The organism is Kitasatospora sp. NPDC091276, assembly GCF_040684355.1.
GTDB lineage: Bacteria > Actinomycetota > Actinomycetes > Streptomycetales > Streptomycetaceae > Kitasatospora.
In genome coordinates this window covers 1-25493 of the sequence record NZ_JBFBFU010000034.1, presented here as the reverse complement: position 1 = coordinate 25493, position 25493 = coordinate 1, and the positions used below count along the sequence as shown (strand labels likewise).

The 25493-nt window shown below is 71.6% G+C and carries 24 protein-coding genes; 11 read left to right on the top strand and 13 right to left on the bottom strand.

Annotated features, from left to right (window positions below; all coding sequences use genetic code 11):
* The first annotated feature begins 46 nt into the window (after positions 1–46).
* Positions 47–670, top strand: coding sequence for a VanZ family protein (locus AB0O19_RS31955; protein ID WP_363624608.1), 624 nt, complete (start codon positions 47–49; stop codon positions 668–670).
* 229 nt (positions 671–899) lie between these two features.
* Positions 900–1379 carry a hypothetical protein gene (locus AB0O19_RS31950; RefSeq protein WP_363624606.1) on the top strand — a complete coding sequence of 160 codons (480 nt, stop codon included), beginning with the start codon at positions 900–902 and terminating at the stop codon, positions 1377–1379.
* 97 nt (positions 1380–1476) lie between these two features.
* Here AB0O19_RS31950 and aspS read toward each other — a convergent pair whose 3' ends face one another.
* Positions 1477–2754, bottom strand: a complete 1278-nt coding sequence (gene aspS, locus AB0O19_RS31945) for an aspartate--tRNA(Asn) ligase (RefSeq protein ID WP_363624604.1) — start codon at positions 2752–2754, stop codon at positions 1477–1479.
* A gap of 504 nt (positions 2755–3258) precedes the next feature.
* Between aspS and AB0O19_RS31940 the strand changes: the two genes are divergently transcribed.
* Positions 3259–3444 carry a PspC domain-containing protein gene (locus AB0O19_RS31940; RefSeq protein ID WP_063349060.1) on the top strand — a complete coding sequence of 62 codons (186 nt, stop codon included), beginning with the start codon at positions 3259–3261 and terminating at the stop codon, positions 3442–3444.
* Positions 3445–3553: 109 nt separating this feature from the next.
* On the opposite strand, the gene AB0O19_RS31935 is transcribed toward AB0O19_RS31940, so the two are convergent.
* The 3 genes from AB0O19_RS31935 to AB0O19_RS31925 form a co-directional block, all read right to left on the bottom strand.
* Positions 3554–3910 (bottom strand): ATP-binding protein, encoded by a 357-nt coding sequence (locus AB0O19_RS31935; protein WP_363624602.1) that lies wholly within the window; start codon positions 3908–3910, stop codon positions 3554–3556.
* A 213-nt stretch (positions 3911–4123) separates the two neighbouring features.
* Entirely contained in the window at positions 4124–5281 is a 1158-nt protein-coding gene (locus AB0O19_RS31930) for an adenosine deaminase (RefSeq protein ID WP_363624600.1), read from the bottom strand.
* Positions 5282–5411: 130 nt separating this feature from the next.
* On the bottom strand, positions 5412–6389 hold the full coding sequence (locus AB0O19_RS31925; RefSeq protein ID WP_363624598.1) for a LysR family transcriptional regulator: 978 nt from the start codon (positions 6387–6389) through the stop codon (positions 5412–5414).
* 92 nt (positions 6390–6481) lie between these two features.
* Between AB0O19_RS31925 and AB0O19_RS31920 the strand changes: the two genes are divergently transcribed.
* Both AB0O19_RS31920 and AB0O19_RS31915 read left to right on the top strand, forming a co-directional pair.
* A complete protein-coding gene (locus AB0O19_RS31920; protein WP_363624596.1) occupies positions 6482–7756 on the top strand; it encodes an MFS transporter in 1275 nt (424 codons plus the stop codon).
* 26 nt (positions 7757–7782) lie between these two features.
* Positions 7783–8337 carry a Uma2 family endonuclease gene (locus AB0O19_RS31915; protein ID WP_363624594.1) on the top strand — a complete coding sequence of 185 codons (555 nt, stop codon included), beginning with the start codon at positions 7783–7785 and terminating at the stop codon, positions 8335–8337.
* 133 nt (positions 8338–8470) lie between these two features.
* Here the strand turns inward: AB0O19_RS31915 and AB0O19_RS31910 are convergent, their stop codons facing one another.
* From AB0O19_RS31910 to AB0O19_RS31875, 8 genes are all read right to left on the bottom strand, one after another.
* Positions 8471–9748 carry a thymidine phosphorylase gene (locus tag AB0O19_RS31910; protein ID WP_363624592.1) on the bottom strand — a complete coding sequence of 426 codons (1278 nt, stop codon included), beginning with the start codon at positions 9746–9748 and terminating at the stop codon, positions 8471–8473.
* 96 nt (positions 9749–9844) lie between these two features.
* The gene (locus AB0O19_RS31905) at positions 9845–10249 is read right to left on the bottom strand and encodes a cytidine deaminase (RefSeq protein WP_063349052.1); all 405 of its coding nucleotides are present in this window, start codon (positions 10247–10249) and stop codon (positions 9845–9847) included.
* Entirely contained in the window at positions 10246–11511 is a 1266-nt protein-coding gene (locus tag AB0O19_RS31900; protein ID WP_350877261.1) for an ABC transporter permease, read from the bottom strand. The genes AB0O19_RS31905 and AB0O19_RS31900 overlap by 4 nt, the downstream gene beginning before the upstream one ends.
* Entirely contained in the window at positions 11508–12674 is a 1167-nt protein-coding gene (locus AB0O19_RS31895; RefSeq protein WP_363580228.1) for an ABC transporter permease, read from the bottom strand. The genes AB0O19_RS31900 and AB0O19_RS31895 overlap by 4 nt, the downstream gene beginning before the upstream one ends.
* 5 nt (positions 12675–12679) lie before the next feature.
* On the bottom strand, positions 12680–14293 hold the full coding sequence (locus tag AB0O19_RS31890) for an ABC transporter ATP-binding protein (protein ID WP_363624666.1): 1614 nt from the start codon (positions 14291–14293) through the stop codon (positions 12680–12682).
* 260 nt (positions 14294–14553) lie between these two features.
* Complete coding sequence (locus tag AB0O19_RS31885) at positions 14554–15615, bottom strand: BMP family ABC transporter substrate-binding protein (protein ID WP_363624591.1); 1062 nt, start codon at positions 15613–15615, stop codon at positions 14554–14556.
* Between the two features lie 417 nt (positions 15616–16032).
* Complete coding sequence (locus tag AB0O19_RS31880; protein WP_363624589.1) at positions 16033–17286, bottom strand: amidohydrolase; 1254 nt, start codon at positions 17284–17286, stop codon at positions 16033–16035.
* 183 nt (positions 17287–17469) lie between these two features.
* Positions 17470–19059, bottom strand: coding sequence for a methylmalonyl-CoA mutase family protein (locus tag AB0O19_RS31875; protein WP_363624587.1), 1590 nt, complete (start codon positions 19057–19059; stop codon positions 17470–17472).
* 140 nt (positions 19060–19199) lie between these two features.
* On the opposite strand from AB0O19_RS31875, the gene AB0O19_RS31870 reads away from it, so the two are divergent.
* Complete coding sequence (locus AB0O19_RS31870; protein WP_363624585.1) at positions 19200–19955, top strand: SDR family oxidoreductase; 756 nt, start codon at positions 19200–19202, stop codon at positions 19953–19955.
* 388 nt (positions 19956–20343) lie between these two features.
* Positions 20344–20829: a 2-oxo-4-hydroxy-4-carboxy-5-ureidoimidazoline decarboxylase gene (locus tag AB0O19_RS31865; RefSeq protein WP_363580301.1), complete on the top strand. Its 486-nt coding sequence runs from the start codon at positions 20344–20346 to the stop codon at positions 20827–20829.
* Between the two features lie 43 nt (positions 20830–20872).
* Here the strand turns inward: AB0O19_RS31865 and AB0O19_RS31860 are convergent, their stop codons facing one another.
* Positions 20873–21652 (bottom strand): hypothetical protein, encoded by a 780-nt coding sequence (locus AB0O19_RS31860; protein ID WP_363624583.1) that lies wholly within the window; start codon positions 21650–21652, stop codon positions 20873–20875.
* A gap of 254 nt (positions 21653–21906) precedes the next feature.
* Between AB0O19_RS31860 and sdhC the strand changes: the two genes are divergently transcribed.
* From sdhC to AB0O19_RS31840, 4 genes are read left to right on the top strand one after another with little or no spacing between them, the layout of a single operon-like run.
* Positions 21907–22287, top strand: coding sequence for a succinate dehydrogenase, cytochrome b556 subunit (sdhC, locus tag AB0O19_RS31855; RefSeq protein ID WP_063349043.1), 381 nt, complete (start codon positions 21907–21909; stop codon positions 22285–22287).
* Between the two features lie 8 nt (positions 22288–22295).
* Positions 22296–22787, top strand: a complete 492-nt coding sequence (locus tag AB0O19_RS31850) for a succinate dehydrogenase hydrophobic membrane anchor subunit (protein ID WP_350877244.1) — start codon at positions 22296–22298, stop codon at positions 22785–22787.
* A gap of 54 nt (positions 22788–22841) precedes the next feature.
* On the top strand, positions 22842–24584 hold the full coding sequence (gene sdhA / locus AB0O19_RS31845; RefSeq protein ID WP_350877242.1) for a succinate dehydrogenase flavoprotein subunit: 1743 nt from the start codon (positions 22842–22844) through the stop codon (positions 24582–24584).
* Positions 24584–25357 carry a succinate dehydrogenase iron-sulfur subunit gene (locus AB0O19_RS31840; RefSeq protein ID WP_363624581.1) on the top strand — a complete coding sequence of 258 codons (774 nt, stop codon included), beginning with the start codon at positions 24584–24586 and terminating at the stop codon, positions 25355–25357. The genes sdhA and AB0O19_RS31840 overlap by 1 nt, the downstream gene beginning before the upstream one ends.
* The last annotated feature ends 136 nt before the right edge of the window (positions 25358–25493 follow it).

Genomic DNA, 25493 nt, shown 5'->3' with positions numbered 1-25493 from the left:
CGCCCGGGGTGGAACCACCGCGCCACCGGCCCACGTCCTTCCCCCCGTGCAGCGAGATGGCACCAGGACACGCGACGAGCGTTCCGGCGCACGGACCAGGAACCGGCCGGCGACGGCCGTCCACCGTCCCCTTCGAACAGCCGGACTGGCGGGCCTGACCTGTCACCTGGCCCTCGTCCTCTGGCTGGTGGTGCTGAGGCCGCTGCCGGTTCCCTGGGTGTACGACACCAACCTGACGCCGCTGGCCTCCCTCCGCTCCTCCACCGGCTGGCAGGTCGTCGGCGAGTTCCTCCTGCTGGCCCCGCTCGGCGTGCTGCTCCCGCTGGCCGGCGGCCGGCTGCGGGCCCCCTGGCTGCCGTCCTTCCTGCGCACCACCGGCGCCTCCGCCCTGCTGGCGACCGGCCTGGAGTTCCTCTCCTCCTGGACGCCCGGGCACGTCCTCAACGTCGACCACATACTGCTCGCCGTGATCGGCGTGGCCATCACCCACCTGGCCCTCGTCCCCGGCCTGCGGCGGCTGCTGCGCGACCGGCGGCCGCGGGTCCGGGTGCCGGTGCCCGCGCCCGGGGCTGCGCCCGCGCCTGCGCCTGCGCCGAAGGTGACCGCCCTGGTCGGCCCGCCGGTCGCGCGCGCCCGCGCCTACGCCGAGCCCACGCCCCCCGCTCGCTGAGGCCCGTCCTCCCGCACCACGGCGAGTGCGTTCCCGCACTCGCCGTCGAGGCCGCAAAAGACCCGCGGCACCTCATAGTCAGTCATTTCCCACCTCGCCCATTGCCGTTCCGTCGGGGTGCGACGACTCCGTGATGAAAAGGCGACGCCGAATGTCGGCCGCCTCCGGTAATCTGCGCTGTCGTCCCAAAGGCCTCCCCGCCTTATCCCCCGTCCCACAGGAATCCCCCTTGAACAATCTCGATTTCAGCGCCGAGCCGCTTTTCTCCTGGTACGTCGTCGCGCTGACGATCAGCGGTGCCGCCATGCTGGTCCTCGGAGCGGTCAATCCCGGTAGCGGCCTGAAGGTCGGCTGGCGAATCATCAACGTCCTCGCCGGCCTTGGATTCCTGGGGTACGCCTACTACCTCGCGTTCGTCTTCGAGGGCGAACAGTACAGGGTCTTCTTCAAGGCGTTCATCCTGCCGATCGCGCTGATCGCCAGCTCCGTGAAGGCGATCGTCGAACGCGGCAACGCCAAGAACCAGCAGCCGGCCCCGCAGGCGGCGCCGTACGACCCCAACGCCCCGCAGGCGCCGTACGGCCAGCCCGTCCCGCCGCAGGGCGCCGCGCCGCAGGCCGCGCCGTACGCTCCGCCGGCGCAGCCCGTGCCGAACAACCCGTACGCGCAGCCGGTGCCGCCGGCCGGGCAGTCCGGGCAGGCGCAGTAACCGCCTGTTGATCCGCCGCCGACGGGCGGGGGGCTCCGGTCCGTCCGGTGTCCCCCGCCCGTCGGTGTCAGGGCGTCAGGGGTCAGGGCGTCAGGGGTCAGGGCGTCAGGCGGTGCAGGTCGCGCGGGAAGAGCGTGGTCCGGCGGATGTTGTCGGTGCCGGTGAGCCGCGCCGTCCAGCGCTCCAGCCCCAGCGCGAACCCGCCGTGCGGCGGCATCCCGTGCGCGAAGGAGCGCAGGTAGCCCTCGTACGGCTGGACCGGCTCGCCCCGGGCCGCCAGCGCGGCCAGGTAGTCCTCGTACCGGTGCAGCCGCTGGCCTCCGGTGACCAGTTCGAGGCCGCGGAAGAGCAGGTCGAAGCTGTTGGAGTACTCCGGGCGGCCCGGTTCCGGGTGGGTGTAGAAGGGCCGCTTGCGCATCGGGTAGCCGACCACGAACAGGAACTCGCTGCCGTGCTCGCGCAGCGCCCACTCGCCGAGCCACCGCTCGTGCGCCGGGGCGAGGTCCGGCTCGTCGACGCCCAACAGCCGCATCGCCTCGGCGAAGTGGAGCTGCGGGATCTCCGCCGGGACCTCGGGCGGCTTCACCTCCAGCAGGTCGACGGCGGCGCCGGCCCGCTCGGCCACCGAGGCGACCATCCCGGCGACCACCTCGCGCAGCACGGCCATCACCTCGCGGTGGTCGGTGATGAAGCCGAGCTCCGCGTCGAGGCTGGTGTACTGCGCCAAGTGCCGCGCGGTGTCGTGCGGTTCGGCCCGGAACACCGGCCCGGTCTCGTAGACCCGCTCGAACACCCCGACCATCGCCTGCTTGAAGAACTGCGGCGACTGCGCGAGGTAGGCGGGGCGGCCGAACCAGTCCAGCGCGAAGACGTCCGCCCCGGACTCGGTGGCCGAGGAGACCACCTTCGGGGTCTGGATCTCGGTGAAGCCCAGGCCGTCGAGGGTGGCCCGGAACCCGCCCACCGAGGCCGCCGCGATCCGGTGCAGGGCGGACAGGCGCGGGTGGCGGAGGGTGACGGGAGCGCCGTCGAGGATCACCGGGAGGGCGGCCTCGACGGTCGGCCGGAACAGGCTGAACGGGGGCGCCTCGGCGAGGCTGGACAGGACCTCGACGGTGGGCGAGGTCAGCTCGACGCCGGCCGGCGCCTGCGGGTTGGCGGTGACGGTGCCGCGGATCCGCAGGACGGTCTCCTCCGGCAGGTCGGGACCGGCGCCGGTGGCGACCACCTGGGCCGGTCCGGAGCGGTCCCGGATCACCAGGAAGGTGACGGACTTGAGTGCGCGGCGGCGGTGCAGCCAGCCGCTGATCTCTACGGATTCGCCGACGTGGCCGGGTAGTTCGGCGGCCAGGACACGGGTCGTCGGGTGGATCATCGCGGCCCTCCAGGGGCGTCGTGGTGATCCCTTCGGAGTGCGGGCGAGAAGGGCAACTCGCGGTGCCACCGCACTTTCGCCGCCGCCCGCGCGGGCGGCGGCCTCATTGCGGCCCGTTGACGGGGGCCGACCGGCGGGGCATTTCCTCCCCGCACTCGGGAGTGTCTTCGCTCCGGGGCGCGGGGCCGCCTTCACAGCTGCCGGCGGCTCTCTCGGCCCACGGGGCCCGGAGGTACTCGTCTCCCTCGACGTGTTGCCGGAGAGGCTAGAACGGCCCGCCACCGGACCGCAACGGGCTTTCCCGCCGCCGGGCGGGCGCCACCTGGGGCATCCGCACTCCGGGCGACCCTGAGACGGACCCCGACACCCGGCTACGCCTCACCGGCGAGTCGGCGGGGTGGCGAATCGACTGCCAGGTGGACGTTTCCGGGAGCGCGGTGGCGGAGAGTGGAAATTAAGCCCGCCGGATCGGCCGGATCGGGTGCCACGACACGGAGTTGACCCATGAGCGCCCGTCTCGCCCGTCCCCGTCACAACCGCGTCATCGCCGGCGTCTGCGCCGGGCTTGCCGAGCGCTACGGCGTGACGCCGTGGACCGTGCGACTGATCTTCCTGATCTCGATCATCCTGCCCGGGCTCCAGTGCCTGGTCTACCTGGCCCTCTGGGTGCTGCTCCCCCAGGAGCCGTAAGCCCGGGAGCCGTAAGCCCGGCGCCGTCGCGCCGGGCCCGGTACGACGGCGGGCCGCCCGCTCCCGGGATCACCGGGGCGGACGGCCCGTCGCCGTGCCGGCGGCCAGGTCAGCCGGTCAGGCCCGGCAGCGGCAGGGTGTGGGTCAGCCCGCCGATGGGGGTCTTGTCGACGCCCGGGATGGTCGGGATGGCGCCACGCGTGGCGGCACCGGCCTCGGCGGCCGGTGCGGGCGCCGCCTGGCCGGCGGCCGGGGTGAGGGTGCCGAGCGTGCCGGTGACCTTGTCGCCGCCGGGCAGCTTGGCGGCGGTGTCGGTGACCGCGCCGGTCACCGCGGGGTTCGTGACCGCGCCGGTGGGCAGCCCGAGGCCGCCGGGCGCGGGGGCGGCGGCGGCGGTACCGGCGCCCACCGCCGCGATGGCGATGCCGAGCGCCGCGGTGCCGGCGGCCTTGAGAGCCTGCTTCATGGTTCGTCCCTTGGGTCGTCGTCGGTGGCCGACATCGGGACGGGGCGGACGGGCTTCCGCCGCCACGGCCTGTCAGCATGGACGGGCACACCGTAGTGAGTGGGCCGCGCGAGGACCAAAGGGCGTTCACTCACCCGAGTGAGTAGTCGGATGAACGCCAACTCCCTTTCGGGACATGGGCGTTCACCCGACCATTCGAACGGGCCGGGCCGCTCAGCTGTCGCCGGTGCCCGAGCTGAACAGCCACTCCGCCTTCAGTTCGGCGTACCCCGGCTTGATCACGTCGTTGATCATCGCCAGCCGCTCGTCGAACGGCAGGAACGCGGACTTCATCGCGTTCACCGTGAACCACTCCATGTCCCCCAGCGTGTAGCCGAAGGCCTCCACCAGGTGCCCGAACTCGCGGCTCATGCTGGTGCCGCTCATCAGCCGGTTGTCGGTGTTCACGGTGACCCGGAACTTCAGCCGGCTGAGCAGCCCGATCGGGTGCTCGGCGTACGAAGTGGCCGCCGCGGTCTGGAGGTTGGAGGTCGGGCACATCTCCAGCGGGATGCGCTTGTCGCGCACGTACGCGGCCAGCCGGCCGAGCTCGACGCTGCCGTCCTCGGCCACCGTGATGTCGTCGACGATCCGCACACCGTGGCCGAGCCGGTCGGCGCCGCAGCACTGCAGGGCCTCCCAGATCGACGGCAGGCCGAAGGCCTCGCCCGCGTGGATGGTGAAGTGGTTGTTCTCGCCCTTGAGGTAGTCGAAGGCGGCCTGGTGGCGGGTGGGCGGGTGGCCCGCCTCGGCACCGGCGATGTCGAAGCCGACGACGCCCTGGTCCCGGTGGCGGTTGGCCAGTTCGGCGATCTCGGTGGAGCGGGCGGCGTGCCGCATCGCGGTCAGCAGGGTGCCGACCCGGATCCGGTGGCCGGCCGCGCGGGCGTTGGCCTCGCCGAGGCGGAAGCCCTCGTTCACGGCCCGGACGACCTCGTCCAGGGACAGGCCGGCCTCCAGGTGCTGCTCGGGGGCGTAGCGGACCTCGGCGTACACGACGCCGTCGGCGGCCAGGTCCTCGGCGCAGTCGGCGGCGACCTTGATCAGGGCCTCGCGGGTCTGCATCACGGCGCAGGTGTGCGCGAAGGTCTCCAGGTAGCGGACCAGCGAGCCGGAGTCGGCGGCCTCGCGGAACCACTCGCCGAGCTCCTTGGCGTCGGTGGTCGGAAGGCCCTCGTAGCCGACCGCGGCGGCCAGCTCGACGACCGTCTCCGGGCGCAGCCCGCCGTCGAGGTGGTCGTGCAGCAGCACCTTCGGCGCGCGGCGGATCTGGTCGGGGGTGGGGATGCGCGGGCCGGCGCCCGCGGCGGTGACAGGGATCTGCTTCTCCATTGCGGAAATATAGCCCCTACGCGCGTAGACCCACCACTGTTGACGCGGCCGGTTCGGCGAAAGTCCACCGGGAATTCCACCGCCCGGGCCATCCGCGGCACCTTCGGACCGGTTGCGGCCCCGTTGCGGCTCAGTCGTGCTGCAGCAACCGGCCCCGCCGGGACAGCACGAAGTCCCGGAACGCCGCCACCGGCGGAGTCAGCGGCCGCCCCGCCGCCCAGGCCAGCCCGATCGCCCGCCGGGTGCGCGGCGCCGTCACCTCCAGCTCCACCACCCCCGGCCGCGGCACCAGCGCCGGCGGCAGCAGCGCCACCCCCAGCCCGGCCGCGACCAGCCCGCGCAGCGTCTCCGCCTCCTCCCCCTCGAAGGCCAGCCGCGGCACGAACCCGGCCTGCGCGCAGAAGCCGTCCGTGATCGCGCGCAGCCCGTACCCCTGCTCCAGCCCGACGAACGGCTCCTCGGCCACCTCCGCCAGCCGGATCCGCCGCCGGCCCGCCAGCCGGTGGTCCGCCGGGACGACCAGGTGCAGCCGCTGCTCGTCCAGCGGGCGGGCCGTGAAGGCCGGATCGTCCGGCAGCGGCGCGACCAGGCAGAGGTCCAACTCCCCCGCCCGCAACCGCTCCAGCATCGCCCCGACGTAGTCCTGCACCAGCTGGAACCGGACCTGCGGATGCCCAGCCCGGAACCCCCGCAGCAGCGCCGGCACCGCGTCCGTCCCCATCGTGTGCAGGAAGCCGAACGCCACCCGCCCGGCCGCCGGATCGGCCTCCGCCCGGGCCGCCTCCGCCCCCCGCTCGACCTCCGCCAGCGCCCGCTCCACCGAGGCCAACAGCAGCCGGCCGGCCCTGGTCAGCCGGACCGTCCGGCCCTGACGGGCCAGCAGGTCCACCCCCAGCTCCTCCTCCAGCCGGGCCACCGCCCGCGACAGCGTCGGCTGCGGCACCCCGAGCAGCGCGGCCGCCCGCGTCACGTGCTCCAGCCGGGCCACCGCCGCGAACTGGGCCAGCCGGGGCGCCAGCAGCACCGCCGGCTCGTCCGGCCCCAACTCCGCCACCCGGTACCGCGGCTCCGTGCCGTCCGTCACGTCCGCCCGGTCCGCCCCGGCCATCCCGCCACCACCTCGACTCATACGACAACGCATCGATCATCCACCGTTCATGCATTGGACGCATCAACCGCGGCGCGCCTACCGTCGACGACATGCAGCCCGCCGATACCAGGGCATCCGTGACCACCCCGGATGCCCCCGCCCCCGCCCCCTCGCACGACGACCGCCACCGCCCCGGCCAGCGCGCCTTCCGCCGCGCCAACCTCGCCCTGTTCGCCGCCGGAGTCGCGACCTTCGTCCTGCTCTACTCCACCCAGGGCCTGCTGCCGATCCTCTCGGCCGACCTCGACCTCACCCCCGGCCAGGCCAGCTGGACGGCCTCCGCCGCCACCCTCGGACTCGCGCTCGCCCTGCTCCCCGCCAGCGCCCTGTCCGACCGGTACGGCCGCACCGCCGTGATGACGGCCTCCACCCTCGCCGCCGCCACCCTCGCCCTCGCCCTGCCGCTCGCGCCCGACCTCACCACCCTCGTCGTGCTGCGCGTCCTCCAGGGCGCCGCGCTGGCCGGGCTGCCCGCCACCGCCATGGCCTACCTCGCCGAGGAGGTCCACCCCAGCGCCCTGGCCTCCGCGATGGGCCTGTACGTGGCCGGCAACAGCATCGGCGGCATGGGCGGCCGACTGCTCTCCGGCTGGACCGCCGCGGCCTTCGGCTGGCGCTGGGGCCTCGCCGCCTCCGCCGCCCTCGCCCTGCTCGCCGCGCTCGCCTTCCGGCTGCTGATCCCCGCCGCCCGGCACTTCACCCCGGCCCCGGTGGACGCCCGCGCCCTGGCCCGCACCGTCGGCCGGCACCTGCGCAACCCGCTGCTGGTGCGGCTGTACGCGCTCGGACTGCTGTTCATGGCCGTGTTCGGCGCGGTCTACAACACCGTCGGCTACCGGCTGATCTCGGCGCCGTTCCACCTGCCCGAGTCCGTCGCCGCCTCGATCTTCGTCGTCTACCTGGTCGGCACCGGCACCTCCGCCGCCGCCGGCCGCCTCGCCGCCCGGCTCGGCCGCCGCGGCGCGCTCTACGTCTCCATCGGCGTGACCGCCGCCGGGCTGCTGCTCTCCCTCACCGAGTCCCTGGTCTGCGCCCTGCTCGGCCTGGTCCTGATCACCGCCGGCTTCTTCGCCGGCCACGCCACCGCCTCCTCCGCGGTCGGCCGCACCGCCACCGAGGGCCGCGCCCAGGCCTCCGCCCTCTACCTGATCGCCTACTACCTCGGCAACAGCCTCGGCGGCACCCTGGGTGCCGACGCCTACCACGCCACCGGCTGGCCCGGCGCCGCCACCGTCGGCCTCACCGCCATGACCCTCGCCGCCGCCGTCACCCTCTACGCCACCCACCGGGCCCACGCGGCCCGGCGAGCGGTCGCGGACGCCTGACAGTCGCCGCCGATACGCTCCGGGACATGAGCGTCGATCCTGCTGTGTACGCCCGGTTGCGCGAGATCGCGGATCAGCTGCCGAAGGTGCCGGGGACAGGAAAGATCGAGATCGCCGACGGCGAGATCGTCATGATGACGTCACCCGTGAAACGTCACGAGCTCGCCGTCATCCGCCTGGCCCACCAGCTCAATGCCCAGCTACCGCAGACCCACCCCGGCTACATCGCCCACGGCGGCGCGGATCTGGAGGACGTCGGCCTCGGTCGGCTCCGGAATCCCGACCTGATGGTGTTCCCCGACGCGGCCCTGGACGACGACGACCCGGCGTTCCTCCCCCACGAGATCCTTCTCGTCGTGGAAATCGTCTCCAAGTCCAACCCCGAGAACGACTACCACGACAAGGTCCGCGACTACTCGGCCATGGGCATCCCGTTGTACCTCCTGGTCGATCCCCGCAAGGGCACCGGCATCGTCCACGACGAGCCCGGCTACACCCGCCGCAAGGACTTCGTCTTCGGCGACGAGATCGCCGTCGGCCCCTGGACGCTCGACACCAGCGTCCTGCGGACCTACGCCTGAACCCGCATCCGCAGGGCACCGGCCGACCGGGCCCGAGCACACGGAAGGAGCCCGCACCCGGCAGACCGGGTACGGGCTCCTCGTCGGTCCTTCATGCAGCCGGCACGCTGCCGCATGAAGGGCAATCGCATGACTACGCGATGCGGTCGAGGACGATCGGGTTCGGGGTGAAGGCCGTGCCGGCCGGGGAGACCGCGATGCCGCCGGCCAGCGCCTCGATGGCGTAGTCGTAGCGCTCGGGGGTGTCGGTGTGCAGGGTCAGCAGGGGCTGGCCGGCCACGACGGTGTCGCCGGGCTTGGCGTGCATCTCGACGCCGGCGCCGGCCTGGACCGGGTCCTCCTTGCGGGCGCGGCCGGCGCCGAGGCGCCAGGCGCAGACGCCGACGGCGTAGGCGTCGAGCTCGGTGAGGACGCCGGAGGCGGGCGCCGGGATGACGTGCTGCTCGCGGGCGACCGGGAGCGGGGCGTCGACGTCGCCGCCCTGGGCGGCGATCATGCGGCGCCAGTGGTCCATCGCGGAGCCGTCGCGCAGCGCGTCGGCCGGGTCCTTGCCGTGCACGCCGGCCGCGGCGAGCATCTCGCGGGCGAGGGCGAGGGTGAGCTCGACGACGTCAGCGGGGCCGCCGCCGGCCAGCACCTCGATCGACTCGCGGACCTCCAGCGCGTTGCCGGCGGTGAGGCCGAGCGGGGTGGACATGTCGGTGAGCAGGGCGACGGTGTTCACACCGGCGCTGGTGCCCAGGCCGACCATGGTGCGGGCGAGTTCGCGGGCGTCGTCGAGGTTCTTCATGAAGGCGCCGGAGCCGACCTTGACGTCCAGGACCAGGGCGCCGGTGCCTTCGGCGATCTTCTTGGACATGATCGAGGAGGCGATCAGCGGGATGGCCTCGACGGTGCCGGTGACGTCGCGCAGCGCGTAGAGCTTCTTGTCGGCGGGCGCGAGGCCGTCACCGGCGGCGCAGATGACCGCGCCGGTGGTGCGCAGGACGTCGAGCATCTCCTCGTTGGAGAGCAGGGCGCGCCAGCCGGGGATGGACTCCAGCTTGTCGAGGGTGCCGCCGGTGTGGCCGAGGCCGCGGCCGGAGAGCTGCGGGACGGCGGCGCCGCAGGCGGCGACGAGCGGGGCGAGCGGGAGGGTGATCTTGTCGCCGACGCCGCCGGTGGAGTGCTTGTCACTGGTGGGCAGCGGCAGCGAGGAGAAGTCCATCCGGACGCCGGAGCGGATCATCGCGTCGGTCCAGCGGCTGATCTCGTGCGGCTTCATGCCGTTCAGCAGGATCGCCATGGCCAGGGCGGACATCTGCTCGTCGGCGACCTCGCCGCGGGTGTAGGCGTCGATGACCCAGTCGATCTGAGCGTCGCTCAGCTCTCCGCTGTCGCGCTTGGTCCTGATGACGGAGATGGCGTCCATGCGTGCTCCAAGAGGGGTTTCAAAAGCGAAGAGTGTCGCGAGATGACCGGGTTCCGGCCCACTCGCGACACTCTACGCGCGTAACAATTGTCGAAGCTAGAGCCGTTCCGGCCCGAACGCGTCGGGCAGGACCTCACTCATCGGGCGGATCCCGGAGGGCAGCTCGATCAGCAGTTCCGGCCCGCCGTGCTCGTAGAGCAGCTGGCGGCAGCGCCCGCACGGCATCAGCAGTTCGCCCGCGCCGTCGACGCAGGTGAAGGCCGTCAGCCGGCCGCCGCCGGTGGCGTGCAGCGCGGACACCAGCCCGCACTCGGCGCACAGCCCGAGCCCGTACGAGGCGTTCTCGACGTTGCAGCCGGTGACCAGCCGCCCGTCGTCCACCAGCGCGGCCGCGCCGACCGGGAACTTGCTGTACGGGGCGTACGCGTGGGTCATCGCCTCGCGCGCGGCCGCGCGCAGCCGCTCCCAGTCGATCGCGGCCGACGCCGCAGGCGCCGTCACTTGCCCTGGCCCTTGCGGTAGATCTGGCCGTCGGCCTTCGGCATGCGCAGCCGCTGGGAGGCCAGCGAGAGCACCACCAGGGTGATCACGTACGGCGTGGCGACGATCAGCGGGCGCTGCACCTCGTCGGTGAGCGCGTACCAGGCGCCGAGACCGCCGGCGACCACGAAGGAGATCGCCGCACCGGTGAACTTGCGCCGGTACAGCTGCCAGAGCGCGAGCAGCGCCATCGCGATGGCGACGGTCAGGATCAGCACGTGCACCGACTCCGGGTCGCGCAGCTGGAGGCTGTCGGTGAAGCCGAACAGGCCGGCGCCCATGGCGAGGCCGCCCGGCATCCAGTTGCCGAAGATCATCGCGGCGAGGCCGATGAAGCCGCGGCCGAGGGTCTGGCCGTCCTTGTAGAAGTGCGCCGCGACCAGCGAGAGGTACGCGCCGCCGAGGCCGGCGAAGGCGCCGGAGGCGATGACCGCGAGGTACTTGTACTTGTAGACGTTGACGCCCAGCGACTCGGCGGCGGTCGGGTTCTCACCGCAGGAGCGCAGCCGCAGGCCGAACACCGTGCGCCAGAGCACGAAGTAGCTGACCACGATCATCGCGCCGGCCACCAGCACGACCACCGAGATGTTGGTGACCAGGCCGCCGACCACGCCGGCCACGTCCGAGACCAGGAACCAGTGGTGCTTCTCGATGTCGGACAGCCACGAGGACAGCCCGGGGACGGTGATGTACGGCAGCGGATCCGCCGGCGGCGACTGGTTCGCACCCGCGCCGACCGCGATGTAGTCCTTGTAGTAGATCCGGTTGACGTACGCGCAGATGCCGGGGATCAGCAGGTTGATGCCGACGCCGGAGACGATGTGGTCGACGCCGAAGGTGACGGTCACGAGCGCGTGCAGCAGACCGCCGAGCGCGCCGCCGAGCATGCCGGCCAGCAGGCCGACCCACGGGTTGACCAGGTAGCCGGCCCAGGCACCGCAGAAGGTGCCGGCGACCATCATGCCTTCGAGGCCGATGTTGACCACGCCGGCCCGCTCGGACCACAGACCGCCCAGACCGGCCATGCCGATCGGCACGGCGGCGCTGAGCGCGGCGGTGATCTGACCGGAGGAGGTCAGCGCGTGGTTGCCGGTGGCCATGCCCACGGCGGAGAACAGGACCAGGGCGCCCGCGATCAGCAGCAGCACCACCGGCCAGGACATCTTGCGCTTCTTGGTGGGCGCGCCCGGCGCCTTCGGACGCGCGGCGGTAGCCGTGCTCATGCGGACACCTCCTTCTTCTCAGTGGCCGCGAGCTGAGCCGCGAGCTGGGCGGCGAGCTGGGCGCCGACCTTCTGCTGCTGGCGCTTCAGGCCGTAGCGGCGCACCAGCTCGTAGGCGACGACGACGCAGATGACGATGGTGCCCTTCATGACGTCGACGATCTCGAAGGGGAAGCCGCCCTGGAGCGGCAGCTGGGAGCCGGTGGTGTCCAGGAACGCGAACAGCAGGGCCGCGAAGGCCATGCCGATCGGGCTGTTGCGGCCCAGCAGGGCGATCGAGATGCCGAGGAAGCCCAGACCGGGCTGGAAGCTCTGGCCGTAGTAGAACGAGTTCTGCACCAGCTCGGGCATGCCGATCAGACCGGCGATCGCGCCGGAGACCGCCATCGAGATGATCACCATGCGCTTGACGTTCACGCCGGACGCGGTCGCGGCCGACTCCGAGCGGCCGGTGGCGCGCAGATCGAAGCCGAAGCGGGTGCGGGTCAGCGCGAACTGGAACACCACGCCGACCAGGGCGGCGATGAAGATGAAGCCCCAGAGCGGGCCACCCGCCGTCTCCATCGTGAAGAAGTGGCTGGACTGCGAGATCGGGTCGGTCTGGATCGAGTTGCTGGTGGCGCTCGTCTTCGGCGCGAAGATGCCGGGGACGAGCAGCAGGCCGACGACCGCGATCGAGATCGAGTTCAGCATGATGGTCGAGATGACCTCGCTGACCCCGCGGTAGACCTTCAGCAGACCGGCGATGCTCGCGTACAGGCCGCCGACCAGCATGGCGGTGACCAGCAGCAGCGGGATCTGGATGATCGCCGGCAGGTCGACCTTGGCACCGACGAAGGCCGCGAACAGCGCCGCGACCTTGTACTGGCCCTCGACGCCGATGTTGAACAGGTTCATCCGGAACCCGAAGGCGGCGGCAGCAGCGGCCAGGTAGTACGTGGTGGACCGGTTGAGGATCCCCACTTGGCCGTCCGACTTGCCGGCGTACGTGAGCATCACGTTCCACGCGTCGAACGGGTTCTTGCCCGAAGTCGCCAGCAGGACGGAACAGATCACGATGGAGAGCACGACCGCGAGCACCGGCGCCGCCAGTGCGAGCACGATCCGCTCACCGCTGATCCGCTGCGCCAGGCTGCGCTTGGCGGCGGTGTTGGGACTGGTCATGTGGGTTACTCCCCCGCCTGCGGGTCGTCGGCGGTGTCGGTGGGGCCGGCGTCGGACTCGGCCTCGGTGCCCTCCACGAGGATCTCGTGGAACTGCTCGACGGCCTCCGGATCGGACTCGAGGTGGCCGCTGGCGGCACCCGTCATGGCGGTACCGAGGTCCTCGGCGGTGACGGTGGCCGGGTCGGCGTCGGCGACCAGGCGCCCGCGGTAGATGACCCGGATGGTGTCGGACAGGCCGATCAGCTCGTCCAGGTCGGCGGAGATCAGCAGGACGGCCAGACCGGCCCGCTGGGCGACCCGGATGTGCTCCCAGATCTGCGCCTGCGCGCCGACGTCCACACCACGGGTGGGGTGCGCGGCGATCAGCAGCTTGGGCTGGTGGCTCATCTCGCGGCCGATGATCAGCTTCTGCTGGTTGCCGCCGGAGAGGGAGGCCGCGGTGACCTCGATGCCCGGGGTGCGGACGTCGTAGTCCTCGACGATCCGCCAGGTGTCCTTGCGGGCGGCGCCCGGGTCGAGCAGGACGCCCTTGGAGTTGGGCGCCTCGGTGACGTGACCGAGGATCCGGTTCTCCCAGAGCGGGGCCTCCAGCAGCAGGCCGTGCTTGTGGCGGTCCTCGGGGATGTAGCCGATGCCGGCCTCGCGGCGGGCCCGGGTGAGCGAGCCGGAGAGGTCCTTGCCGTCCAGGGTGACGGTGCCGCCGTCCAACGGCAGCATGCCCATGATGGCCTCGACCAGTTCGGCCTGGCCGTTGCCCTCGACACCGGCGATGCCGAGGATCTCGCCCTTGTGGATGCGCAGCGAGATGTCGTCGAGGACGACCCGCTCGATGCCCTCGGCATCGGTCTTGGCGATCCGCAGGTCCTTGACGTCGAGCATCTCGGTCGTGGTGACGGTCGACTCGCGGCTCTCCGGGGAGGGCAGCTCGGCGCCGACCATCATCTCGGCCAGCTGACGGGCGGTGACGGCCTTCGGGTCGGCGTCGCCGACCGTGGTGCCGCGCCGGATCACGCTGATCGCGTCGGCCACCGCCAGCACCTCGTGCAGCTTGTGCGAGATGAAGATGACGGTGACGCCCTCGGACTTGAGCTCGCGCAGGTTGTCGAACAGCGCGTCGACCTCCTGCGGGACGAGCACGGCCGTCGGCTCGTCGAGGATCAGGATCTTGGCGCCGCGGTAGAGCACCTTGAGGATCTCGACGCGCTGGCGGTCGGCGACGCCGAGGTCCTCGACCAGGGCGTCCGGGCGCACGCCCAGGCCGTACTGGTCGGAGATCTCCTTGATCTTCGCCTTCGCCTTGGCGCCGATGCCGTGGAGCTTCTCGCCGCCGAGGACGACGTTCTCCCACACGGTGAGGTTGTCGGCCAGCATGAAGTGCTGGTGGACCATACCGATGCCGCGGGAGATGGCGTCGCCCGGGGTGTTGAACTCGCACGGCTCGCCGTTGATCGCGATGGTGCCCTCGTCCGGCTTCTGCATGCCGTAGAGGATCTTCATCAGCGTCGACTTGCCGGCGCCGTTCTCACCCATGAGGGCGTGCACGGTACCGCTGCGGACGGTGAGGTTGATGTCGTGGTTGGCCACGACACCGGGGAAGCGCTTGGTGATGCCGCGCAGTTCGACGGCCGATGTCGCCGTCCCCGCGCTGGGGGTACCGTCCTCGCGCGGGGGGACGGGGTCGGATGCGGTGATGGCGATCTCCTGGTGGTCTGGAGGCGCGTCGTTGCGCTGGGAGGGCCAAGGGGAAGACGGGGGGACGGGACGGGGCCCGGGGGTACGCGTTGAGCGCACCCTGCCGGGCCCCTCCCGTGATGCTCTGCCGTTCGTCGCGCTGCCGGGCAGGCGGCAGTCGCTGGTGCGTCCGGGACGCGCGGGCCTTACTGGGCCGGCGCGGTCGGGACGGTGGTGGCGCCGGAGGTGATCGCCGTGGCGGCGGCCTTCAGCTTGTCCTGGATGTCGTCGAGCTTGCCGCCGGTGGTGGCGAGCGAGACGCCCTCGGCCTTCAGGTCGAAGAGCTTGATGCCGGTGAACGGCTGGCCCTTCTTGACCGACTCGATGTAGGAGAAGACGGCGTTGTCGACGTTCTTCACCATCGAGGTGAGGATGCTGTTCTTGTACTTCGCCAGGGCCGGCTGGGCGGCCTGGTCGGAGTCGACGCCGATGGCGTAGGCGCCCGGCTTGTTGGCGACGGCCTCGATGGCGCCGTTGCCGGAGGAGCCGGCGGCGGCGTAGATGACGTCCGCGCCCTTGTCGAGCTGGCCCTGCGCGGCCTCCTTGCCCTTGTCGGGCGAGTTGAAGCCGGTGAAGTCCGGAGGCGTGGTCAGGTAGGTGGTCTCGACCTGGATGTTCGCGTCGACGGACTTCACACCCGCCTTGTAACCGGCCTCGAACTTCTTGATCAGCTCGGTCTGCACACCGCCGATGAAGCCGACGTGCTTGGACTTCGACTTGTTCGCGGCGGCGACGCCGGCGAGGTACGAACCCTCCTGCTCGGCGAAGACCAGCGAAGTGACGTTGGACGGCTGGTCCTTGTCGTTCGAGTCGATGATCGCGAACTTGACGTTCGGGTTGTCCTTGGCGACCTTGTCGACCGCCTGCTGGTAGACGAAGCCGACCGCGATGATCGTCTTGTAACCGCCGTCGATCAGGTTCTTGAGGCGGGTCTCCTTGTCAGCCTCGGCCTCACCGGTCTTGGCGTCGGCCTCGGTGACCGCGACGCCGAGCTCGGCCTTGGCCTTGTCGAGACCGCGGGCGGCGGAGTCGTTGAACGACTGGTCGCCACGGCCGCCGATGTCGTAGGCCATACCGACCTTGATCGAGCCGTCGCCCGAACCGGAGGAGGTGTTGCTGTCAGTGCTCTTTGCGCCGCAAGCGGCGAGCGAGGCCATGCCCAGGGAACCCGAGAGCACAACCGCAGCGAGCTTCATTGAACGGCGCAAGGGAGTATCTCCTTCTCACACGCACCTGATTAGCGTGGTCGGACGCCACCGTAACGCGCGTAGAACACGGTTGGGTTACGGGGTGCCGGAGCATTCGGGTTGTTATCAAACCGTGGTCTCACGGTCTTCCCGAGGCCCTATTTCCCGTGCGCGACGGTGATCCAAAGCTGGTTTTGCGGCTCAGTCTACGGAACCGGTCGATTACCTCGGATGGCGGTAAACCGGCCGGTCACCGCGATGGGGTGCCGGCCGGTCGTCCGGGAGGTCGCCCGAGGGGGCGTTCACGCGGTGCCCGAGGAGATGTCCGGGGACGGCGTGCGCCGCTCAATCTCGCGGCCCAGTCCTACTGTTCGGTATCCGCGGCTCGGTCCTGCCGTTCGGTTTCCGCAGCTCAGTCCCGCGACTCAGTCCCGCAGCTCAGCCCCGCGGCTCGTCCAGGGCGAGCGCCGCGAACAGTTCCACGCCGATCCCGATCGCGCGCTCGTCGGCGTCGAAGCGGCCCTGGTGCAGGTCGCGGACGGTGGTGTCACCGGGGGCGCGGACGCCGAGCCGGGCCAGCGCGCCCGGGGCGTGCTCCAGGTACCAGGAGAAGTCCTCGCCGCCCAGGCTCTGCTCGGTGCTCTCCACCACCCGCGCGCCCTCCCGGCCGAACCGGTCGGTCATCGCCGCGTCCAGCAGGGCGACCGAGACCGCCTCGTTGACCACCGGCGGCACCCCTCGGTGGTAGTCCAGCGTCCACTTCGCCCGGTAGGTCTCGGCGAGCTTGGCGATCAGCTCGTGCAGCAGGTCGGGCGCCTCGCGCCAGCCGTCCAGCTCCAGGCAGCGGACGGTGCCCTCCAGTTCGGCGTGCTGCGGGATGACGTTGGGCGCGGAGCCGGAGGCGATCCGGCCCCAGACCAGGCTCACGCCCCAGCGCGGGTCCATCCGACGGGCCAGCGCGCCCGGCAGGTCGGCGGCCATCCGGGCGACCGCGGTCACCAGATCGGTGGTCAGGTGCGGGCGGGCGGTGTGCCCGCCGGGGCCGTCCAGGTGCAGCACCAGGCGGTCGCAGGCCGAGGTGATCGCCCCGGTGCGCAGGGCGATCCGGCCCACCTCCACCTTGGGGTCGCAGTGCACCGCGAAGATCCGGCCGACGCCGTCCATCCCCCCGGCCTTGATCACGTCCAGCGCACCGCCCGGCAGGACCTCCTCGGCCGGCTGGAACACCAGCCGGACGGGGCGGCGCAGTTCGCCGGTGCGGACGGCCTCGGCCAGCACCAGGGCGGTGCCGAGCACCACCGCGGTGTGCACGTCGTGGCCGCAGGCGTGGGCCCGGCCGGGGACGGTCGAGCGGTACGGCACGTCGGTCTTGGCGTCGTCGATCGGCAGCGCGTCGATGTCGGCGCGGAAGGCCAGGAACTCGGCGCCGGGGGCGGTGCCGGCCGGGACGACGTCGACGATCAGGCCGGTGCCGCCGGGCAGCACCCGGGGGCTCAGGCCGGCCGCCACCAGCCGGTCGCGGAGCAGGCCGGTGGTGCGGAACTCCTGGCGGCCGAGCTCCGGGTGCCGGTGCAGGTCACGGCGGAAGGCGATCAGCTCGGACTCCAGCCCCCGGACCCGGGCGCGCAGTTCGGCGGCGGGGCGGGCGGTGGCCAGAGTGGCGCCCGGCTGAGCGGGCTCAGGACGGTTCATCTCAACAAGGGTAGGCCTGTTGGGGGGATTTGGCCCGACTTCCGGAAAACTAGTCCCCGGATGGGCGCATACCGGCCGAACAGGTGGGTATGACATCTCGTTTCAGCCGCCTTCCCCGGTTGCTTGCCCTGTGCAACGATCACCCGGAGCGGCGGTCACGGTCGCCCCAATCTTGACGTGACGTCAGAAGCGCTCCACCGGGGCGTACACGCCCCACACCTCCCGCAAGGCGTCGCAGACCTCGCCGACGGTGGCCCGCGCGGCCAGCGCCTCCTTCATCGGGTACAGCACGTTCCCCGTCCCCTCCGCGGTGCGGCGCAGCCCGTCCAGCGCCCGGGCGACGGCCACGCGGTCCCGCCCGGCGCGCAGCCGGGACAGCCGCTCGACCTGCTGCCGCTCGACCGCCGGATCCACCCGCAGCGGCCGGTACGGCTCCTCGGCGTCCAGCCGGAAGCGGTTGACGCCGACCACCGTCCGCTCGCCGGAGTCGGTCTCCTGCTGGAGCCGGTAGGCGGTGCGCTCGATCGCGGCCTTCTGGAAGCCCCGCTCGATCGCGGCCACCGCGCCGCCCAGCTCCTCGACCCGGGCCATCAGCGCCAGCGCGGCGGCCTCCACCTCGTCGGTCAGCGACTCGACCGCGTACGAGCCGGCGAACGGGTCGGCGGTGGCGGTCACGTCGGTCTCGTGGGCGAGCACCTGCTGGGTACGCAGGGCGAGCCGGGCGGCCTTCTCGGTGGGCAGCGCGATCGCCTCGTCGAAGCCGTTGGTGTGCAGCGACTGGGTGCCGCCGAACACCGCGGCGAGCGCCTGCACCGAGACCCGGACCAGGTTCAGCTCGGGCTGCTGGGCGGTGAGCTGCACCCCGGCGGTCTGGGTGTGGAAGCGCAGCATCCACGAGCGCGGGTCCTTCGCGCCGAACTCCTCCCGCATCACCCTGGCCCAGATCCGGCGGGCGGCACGGAACTTGGCCACCTCCTCCAACAGCGTGACCCGGGCCACGAAGAAGAACGAGAGCCGGGGGGCGAAGTCGTCCACCGCCATCCCGGCGGCGATCGCGGTACGGACGTAGGCGATGCCGTTGGCCAGCGTGAAGGCGATCTCCTGCGCCGGATCCGCCCCGGCCTCGGCCATGTGGTAGCCGGAGATGGAGATGGTGTTCCAGCGCGGGATCTCCGCCCGGCAGTACCGGAAGACGTCCGCGACCAGCCGCAGCGAGGGCTGCGGCGGGAAGATGTACGTGCCCCGGGCGATGTACTCCTTCAGCACGTCGTTCTGGACCGTGCCGGTCAGCCGGGCCGGCGCCACCCCCTGGGCCTCGCCGACCAGTTGGTAGAGCAGCAGGAGCAGGGCGGCGGGCGCGTTGATGGTCATGGAGGTGGACACCCCGCCCAGCGGGATGCCGTCGAACAGCACGGCCAGGTCCTCGACGCTGTCGACGGCCACGCCCACCTTGCCCACCTCCCCGGCGGCGAGCGGCGCGTCCGAGTCGTAGCCCATCTGGGTGGGAAGGTCGAAGGCCACCGACAGGCCGGTGCCGCCGCCCGCGATCAGCTGCCGGTAGCGGGCGTTGGACTCGGCGGCGGTGCCGAAGCCCGCGTACTGGCGCATCGTCCACGGCCGCCCGGCGTACATCGTCGGGTAGACGCCCCGGGTGTACGGGTACTCCCCCGGCCGGCCGAGCCTGCTCGCCGGATCCCAGTCGGCCAGCGCCTCCGGGCCGTACAGCGGCTCGATCGGGAAGCCTGACTCGGCGCGGCGCGGCTCGGCTGCCATGAGGTCCCTCCACGGGATCGGCGGGGGCATCGGTCGGTCCTCGCAATGTAGGACAGGACCCGGAGCGGGACCGGTCGGCGCGGGCGCGGACGCGGTTGAGATGATCGGGTGAACGACCGGATGAGCCCCAGGGAGTGGCAATGACCGAGCAGCAGGTGGCCGTGGTCACCGGTGCCAGCAGCGGAATCGGCGCGGCGACCGCCCGCCGGCTGGCGGCCGAGGGCTTCGACGTGGTGCTGACCGCCCGGCGGACCGAGCGGATCGAGGCGCTGGCCAAGGAGATCGGCGACGGGGGCGGTTCGGCCAGGGCGGTCACGCTCGACGTCACCGACCGGGCCGCCGTGGACGCCTTCGCGGCCGAGGTGGGCCGGGTCGACGTGCTGGTGAACAACGCCGGCGGGGCGATCGGCGCCGAGACGGTCGAGCACGGCGACCCGGCCGACTGGCGGGCCATGTACGAGGTGAACGTGCTCGGCGTGCTGCACGTGACGCAGGCGCTGCTGCCGGCCCTGCGGGCCACCGGCGACGGCACCGTGCTGGTGCTCTCCTCGACCGCCGCGCTGGCCGCGTACGAGGGCGGCGGCGGGTACGTCGCGGCCAAGCACGCCGCGCACACCATCGCGGCGACGCTGCGCCTGGAGCTGTGCGGGGAGCCGATCCGGGTGATCGAGATCGCCCCCGGCATGGTGAAGTCCGAGGGTTTCGCGGTCACCCGCTTCCGCGGCGACGAGGAGAAGGCCGCGGCCGTGTACGCCGGCGTGGCCGAGCCGCTGACCTCGGAGGACATCGCCGACACCGTGGCCTGGGCGGTCACCCGCCCCCCGCACGTCAACATCGACCTCCTGGTCGTCCGCCCCCGCGCCCAGGCCGCCAACCACAAGGTCCACCGCGGCTGACGGCGGTCGGATCCACCGGCGACCCGGCCACCCCGTACGCCTCTGGCGAGCCTCGCCAGAGCCACCCTCCTGAGGCGGGGGTGCCGGGTCAACAGATGCCGGATTAGCGGATGAATGTGGGGAGGGCGCTGACACAAAGATGTCAACGTCACAACTTGATAGCTCGTCCGGATGAATTCCGCGCGCGCCCTCCCCAACTGATGACCGCTCAACTACCTTTGAGGAGCTGCCCGACCGGCGCCGTGACGCCGCCCGCAGCCCCCATACTTCAGCTGCTTCACCCCACCCCACTTCACCGGCACCTTCCCGCCCTCACGAGGAGGACCCGCTGGCCAGCGACGTCCCACCACAGCGGCTCGATCCAAGCTCCGAGCCGACCCTCCTCGGGCTGCACCGCTTCAACGAAGCCGATGCCGGCGCCGCCGAGGAGGCCCTCCTGGCCTGCTGCGGCAGCCACCGCTGGGCCCTGCGGCTCACCGCGCACCGGCCCTACCCCGACATAGAGTCCCTGCTGGCCGCCGCCAGCGAGGCCTCCTACGACCTCCGCCCGGCCGACCTCGCCGAGGCGCTCGCCGACGAGAGCTGGATGCCGCAACCGCTGCTCGGCATGCGGGCACCGGGCAGCCAGGCCGCGCACACCGCGCTGCGGGCCGCCCACGCCGCGTACGAGGCCAGGTTCGGCCACGTCTTCGTGGTCTGCCTGGAGGGCGTGGCCCCGGAGGAGATGCTCGACACCGTGCTCTCCTCGATCCGCACCCGGCTGGCCAACGACCCGGACGAGGAGCGGCTGATCTCGGCGGACGAGCTCCGCCGGATCTCCCTCACCCGGCTGGAGCACCTGGTCGCCACCCATTCGGAGGCCGGGGCGCGCTGAGCCGCCGACTCCTCCCCCATCCCGCCCACTCCCTCTCCGCCCGCTACTCCTTCTTCGCCTGCGCGGCCCGCAGCTTGGCCACCTGCTGCCGGACGATCACCTCGTCCGGCGCGGTGGCCGGCTCGGCGGCGACCCCGAAGGTGGTGAACACCGCGAGCGCCGGCCCGATCCGGGCCAGCACCGCACGCTGCGAGAGCACCGCGCTCCCCGATTCATTCGTCAGGGTGAATCCGAGCGCGGCGTCCGCTCCCCCGGGGGTGGGCGTGTCCTCACGGTTCAGCCGGTGCCTGGTCCGGATCGGCGCCTTCTTCCCCGGCTTCTCGGCCGGCGGCGCCGGGGCCATCGAGGTGAACGCGGCACACGGGCCGAACAGCTTCTCCAGCTCCGCCTGGAGCACGGCCGCCCGCCCCGTCCGGTAGCCGAGCAGCCCGCCGTACACGCCGCCCCTGGGGTCGGCGGCCCGGGCCACGCTCAGGTCCGTCTCCGCGTACGGGTAGCCCGGGGCCTGGGCGGCCGGCGAGGCCGAGGCGGCCGGGGTGGCCGGGGTCACCGCGTCCAGCAGCGGCTGGCAGGCCGGGACGTCCGCGACCTCCCGCCCCGCGCCCGCCCCGGTGTCGCCGTGGCCGGGCGTCATCACCGTCACCGTGTAGCCCGCCCCGAGGTCGGCGTCGGCCACCGCGGCCGCCCGCAGCTCGGCCGCGGACAGCTCGCGGCCGGGCCCGGCCCGGTCCGCGGAGGAGCCGCCGGCCGCGGTGCAGCCCGTGGCGAGCATCAGCAGGGCCGCGAGGGCGGCGGCGGGCGGTCGGACGGGGCGAAGCGGCACGGGGGCCTCGGCAGGGTGTCGGCGGCGGAGCGGGCCGCCACCGTAACGCAGCCGGACAGTCACCCAGAGCGACCAAAGTGCCGCCGGTTCCCGTCCGGCTAGGCCAGTCGTGCCTGATTGATCACACCTGAGACCCCCGGAGGCGGTTCGCGACGCGGCGTCGATAGGATGCTGGCGGCCGGTGGACCGTACCTGGCCGGGCTGACCGACACCGAAGCCGGCCGAGCCCCCAATCGCTTCCGGAGGGTTTTTCCGTGCCGGCTGGAACGCTGTACCGCGGCCGGGAAGGCATGTGGAGCTGGGTGGCTCATCGAGTCACCGGCGTCCTCATCTTTTTCTTCCTGTTCGCCCATGTCCTGGACACCGCTCTGGTGCGCGTGTCGCCCGAGGCGTACGACACCGTCATTCAGACGTACAAGACTCCTCTCGTGAACCTGATGGAGTACGGCCTGGTGGCCGCCATCCTGTTCCACGCCCTCAACGGCCTGCGGGTCGTCGCCGTGGACTTCTGGTCCAAGGGCCCGAAGTACCAGAAGCAGATGCTCTGGACCGTCGTGGCGGTCTGGGTCGTGCTGATGGCCGGCTCCTTCTACGGGATCCTGCAGCACACGCTGATCTCCTGGTTCGGGAAGTGAGCTGACACATGTCCACGGAATACTCCGACGCGCTGGTCGTCCCCTCCGCGCAGGCGCACACCGGCAAGGGCCTCGGCACCGGCAACCCGGCCGACGCGTTCGTCATCGAGCCGCCGCGCAAGCGGACCCCGAAGACCCCACGCCGCACCCGCACCAACTTCGAGATGCTGGCCTGGCTCTTCATGCGCCTGTCCGGCATCGTCCTCGTGGTCCTGATCCTCGGCCACCTGCTGATCATGCTGGTGCTCGACGGCGGCGTCTCCAAGATCGGCTTCGCCTTCGTGGCCGGCCGCTGGGCCTCGCCGTTCTGGCAGGTCTGGGACCTCACGATGCTCTGGCTCGCCATGCTCCACGGCGCCAACGGCATGCGGCAGGTCATCAACGACTACGCCGAGAAGGACTCGACCCGGCTCTGGCTGAAGGGGCTCATGGGTACCGCCACGGTCTTCACCGTGCTGCTCGGCACCCTGGTGATCTTCACCTTCGACCCCAACATCTGACGACAAAGCATCTAATCGGCAATCGGCAGAGGCCAGAGGCGAGTTAGAACCCCCATGCAGATTCACCAGTACGACACCGTCATCGTCGGCGCCGGCGGCGCCGGCATGCGCGCGGCCATCGAGTCGACGCAGCGCACCCGCACCGCCGTCCTGACCAAGCTCTACCCCACCCGGTCCCACACCGGCGCGGCCCAGGGCGGCATGTGCGCCGCCCTCGCCAACGTCGAGGAGGACAACTGGGAGTGGCACACCTTCGACACGGTCAAGGGTGGTGACTACCTGGTCGACCAGGACGCCGCCGAGATCATGTGCAAGGAGGCCATCGACGCCGTCCTCGACCTGGAGAAGATGGGCCTGCCCTTCTCCCGCACCGAGCAGGGCCGGATCGACCAGCGCCGCTTCGGCGGGCACTCCCGCAACCACGGTGAGGCCCCCGTCCGCCGCTCCTGCTACGCGGCCGACCGCACCGGTCACATGATCCTCCAGACGCTGTTCCAGAACTGCGTCAAGCACGGCGTCGAGTTCTTCAACGAGTTCTACGTCCTCGACCTGCTGATCAACGAGGGCAAGACGGCCGGCGTCGTCGCCTACGAGCTGGCCACCGGCGAGATCCACGTCTTCCAGGCCAAGTCCGTCGTGTTCGCCTCCGGCGGCACCGGCAAGTTCTTCAAGGTCTCCTCCAACGCCCACACCCTCACCGGTGACGGCCAGGCCCTGGTGTACCGCCGCGGCCTGCCGCTGGAGGACATGGAGTTCTTCCAGTTCCACCCGACGGGCATCTGGCGCATGGGCATCCTGCTCACCGAGGGCGCCCGCGGCGAGGGCGGCATCCTGCGCAACAAGGACGGCGAGCGCTTCATGGAGCGCTACGCCCCCGTCATGAAGGACCTCGCGTCCCGTGACGTCTGCTCCCGCGCGATCTACACCGAGATCCGCGAAGGCCGCGGCTGCGGTCCGGACGGCGACCACGTCTACCTGGACCTGACCCACCTGCCGCCGGAGCAGCTGGACGCCAAGCTCCCGGACATCACCGAGTTCGCCCGCACCTACCTCGGCATCGAGCCCTACACGGACCCGATCCCGATCCAGCCCACCGCGCACTACGCCATGGGCGGCATCCCGACCAACGTCGAGGGTGAGGTGCTGCGCAACAACACCGACGTCGTCCCGGGTCTGTACGCGGCCGGCGAGGTCGCCTGCGTGTCCGTGCACGGCGCCAACCGCCTGGGCACCAACTCGCTGCTGGACATCAACGTGTTCGGCCGTCGCGCGGGCATCGCCGCCGCCGACTACGCCAACGTGCACGAGTTCGTCGAGCTGCCCGAGAACCCGGCCGAGAAGGTCCAGACCCTGGTCGACGGCCTGCGCGAGGCCGCCGGCACCGAGTCCGTGGCGCAGATCCGCAAGGAGCTGCAGGAGACCATGGACGCCAACGCGATGGTGTACCGCACCGGCGCCACCCTGAAGCAGGCGGTCGAGGACATCGCCGCGCTGAAGGAGCGCTACAAGAACGTCTCGATCCAGGACAAGGGCTTCCGGTACAACACGGACCTCCTGGAGGCCGTCGAGCTGGGCAACCTGCTCGACCTGGCCGAGGTGCTGGCCGTCTCCGCGCTGGCCCGCGAGGAGTCGCGCGGCGGCCACTACCGCGAGGACTTCCCGACCCGTGACGACGTGAAGTTCATGCAGCACACCATGGCGTACCAGGAGGTGGCCGCCGACGGCAGCACCTCCATCCGCCTCGACTACAAGCCGGTCGTCACGACCCGCTACCAGCCGATGGAGCGTAAGTACTGATGAGCACTCCTACCGTGGAGAAGCACTCGGCCGCTCTGGACGCGGTCGAGGCGGGCGGCGTCGAGCTGATCACCGTCACCTTCCGGATCCGCCGGTTCAACCCGGAGGAGCACCCGGACCCGGTGTGGGTCGACTACCAGCTGACGCTGGACCCGAAGGAGCGCGTCCTGGACGCGCTCAACAAGATCAAGTGGGAGCAGGACGGCACCCTCACCTACCGCCGTTCCTGCGCGCACGGCATCTGCGGCTCCGACGCCATGCGGATCAACGGCCGCAACCGGCTGGCGTGCAAGACCCTGATCAAGGACGTCAACCCGGAGAAGCCGATCACGATCGAGGCCATCAAGGGCCTCACGGTCCTCAAGGACCTGGTCGTGGACATGGACCCGTTCTTCCAGGCGTACAAGGACGTCATGCCGTTCCTCATCACCGAGGGGAACGACCCGACCCGCGAGCGCCTGCAGTCCGCCGAGGACCGCGAGCGCTTCGACGACACCACCAAGTGCATCCTGTGCGCCGCGTGCACGTCGTCCTGCCCGGTGTTCTGGAACGACGGCCAGTACTTCGGCCCGGCCGCGATCGTGAACGCGCACCGCTTCATCTTCGACTCGCGCGACGAGGGCGCCGAGCAGCGCCTGGAGATCCTCAACGACCGTGAGGGCGTGTGGCGCTGCCGCACCACCTTCAACTGCTCCGAGGCCTGCCCGCGTGGCATCGAGGTCACCAAGGCGATCCAGGAAGTGAAGCGGGCGCTGGTCACCCGCCGCTTCTGATCTCCGCCTGACACGGCGAAGGCCCCCGTCCGATCGGATGATCCTTAGGTTCTAACGGTCCTCGCAACACCCGCGATCTGTGGGAGTTGCGAGGACCGTGGGCGTTAGGCGTAGTGATCTTGCTGGGTTGCGGGAG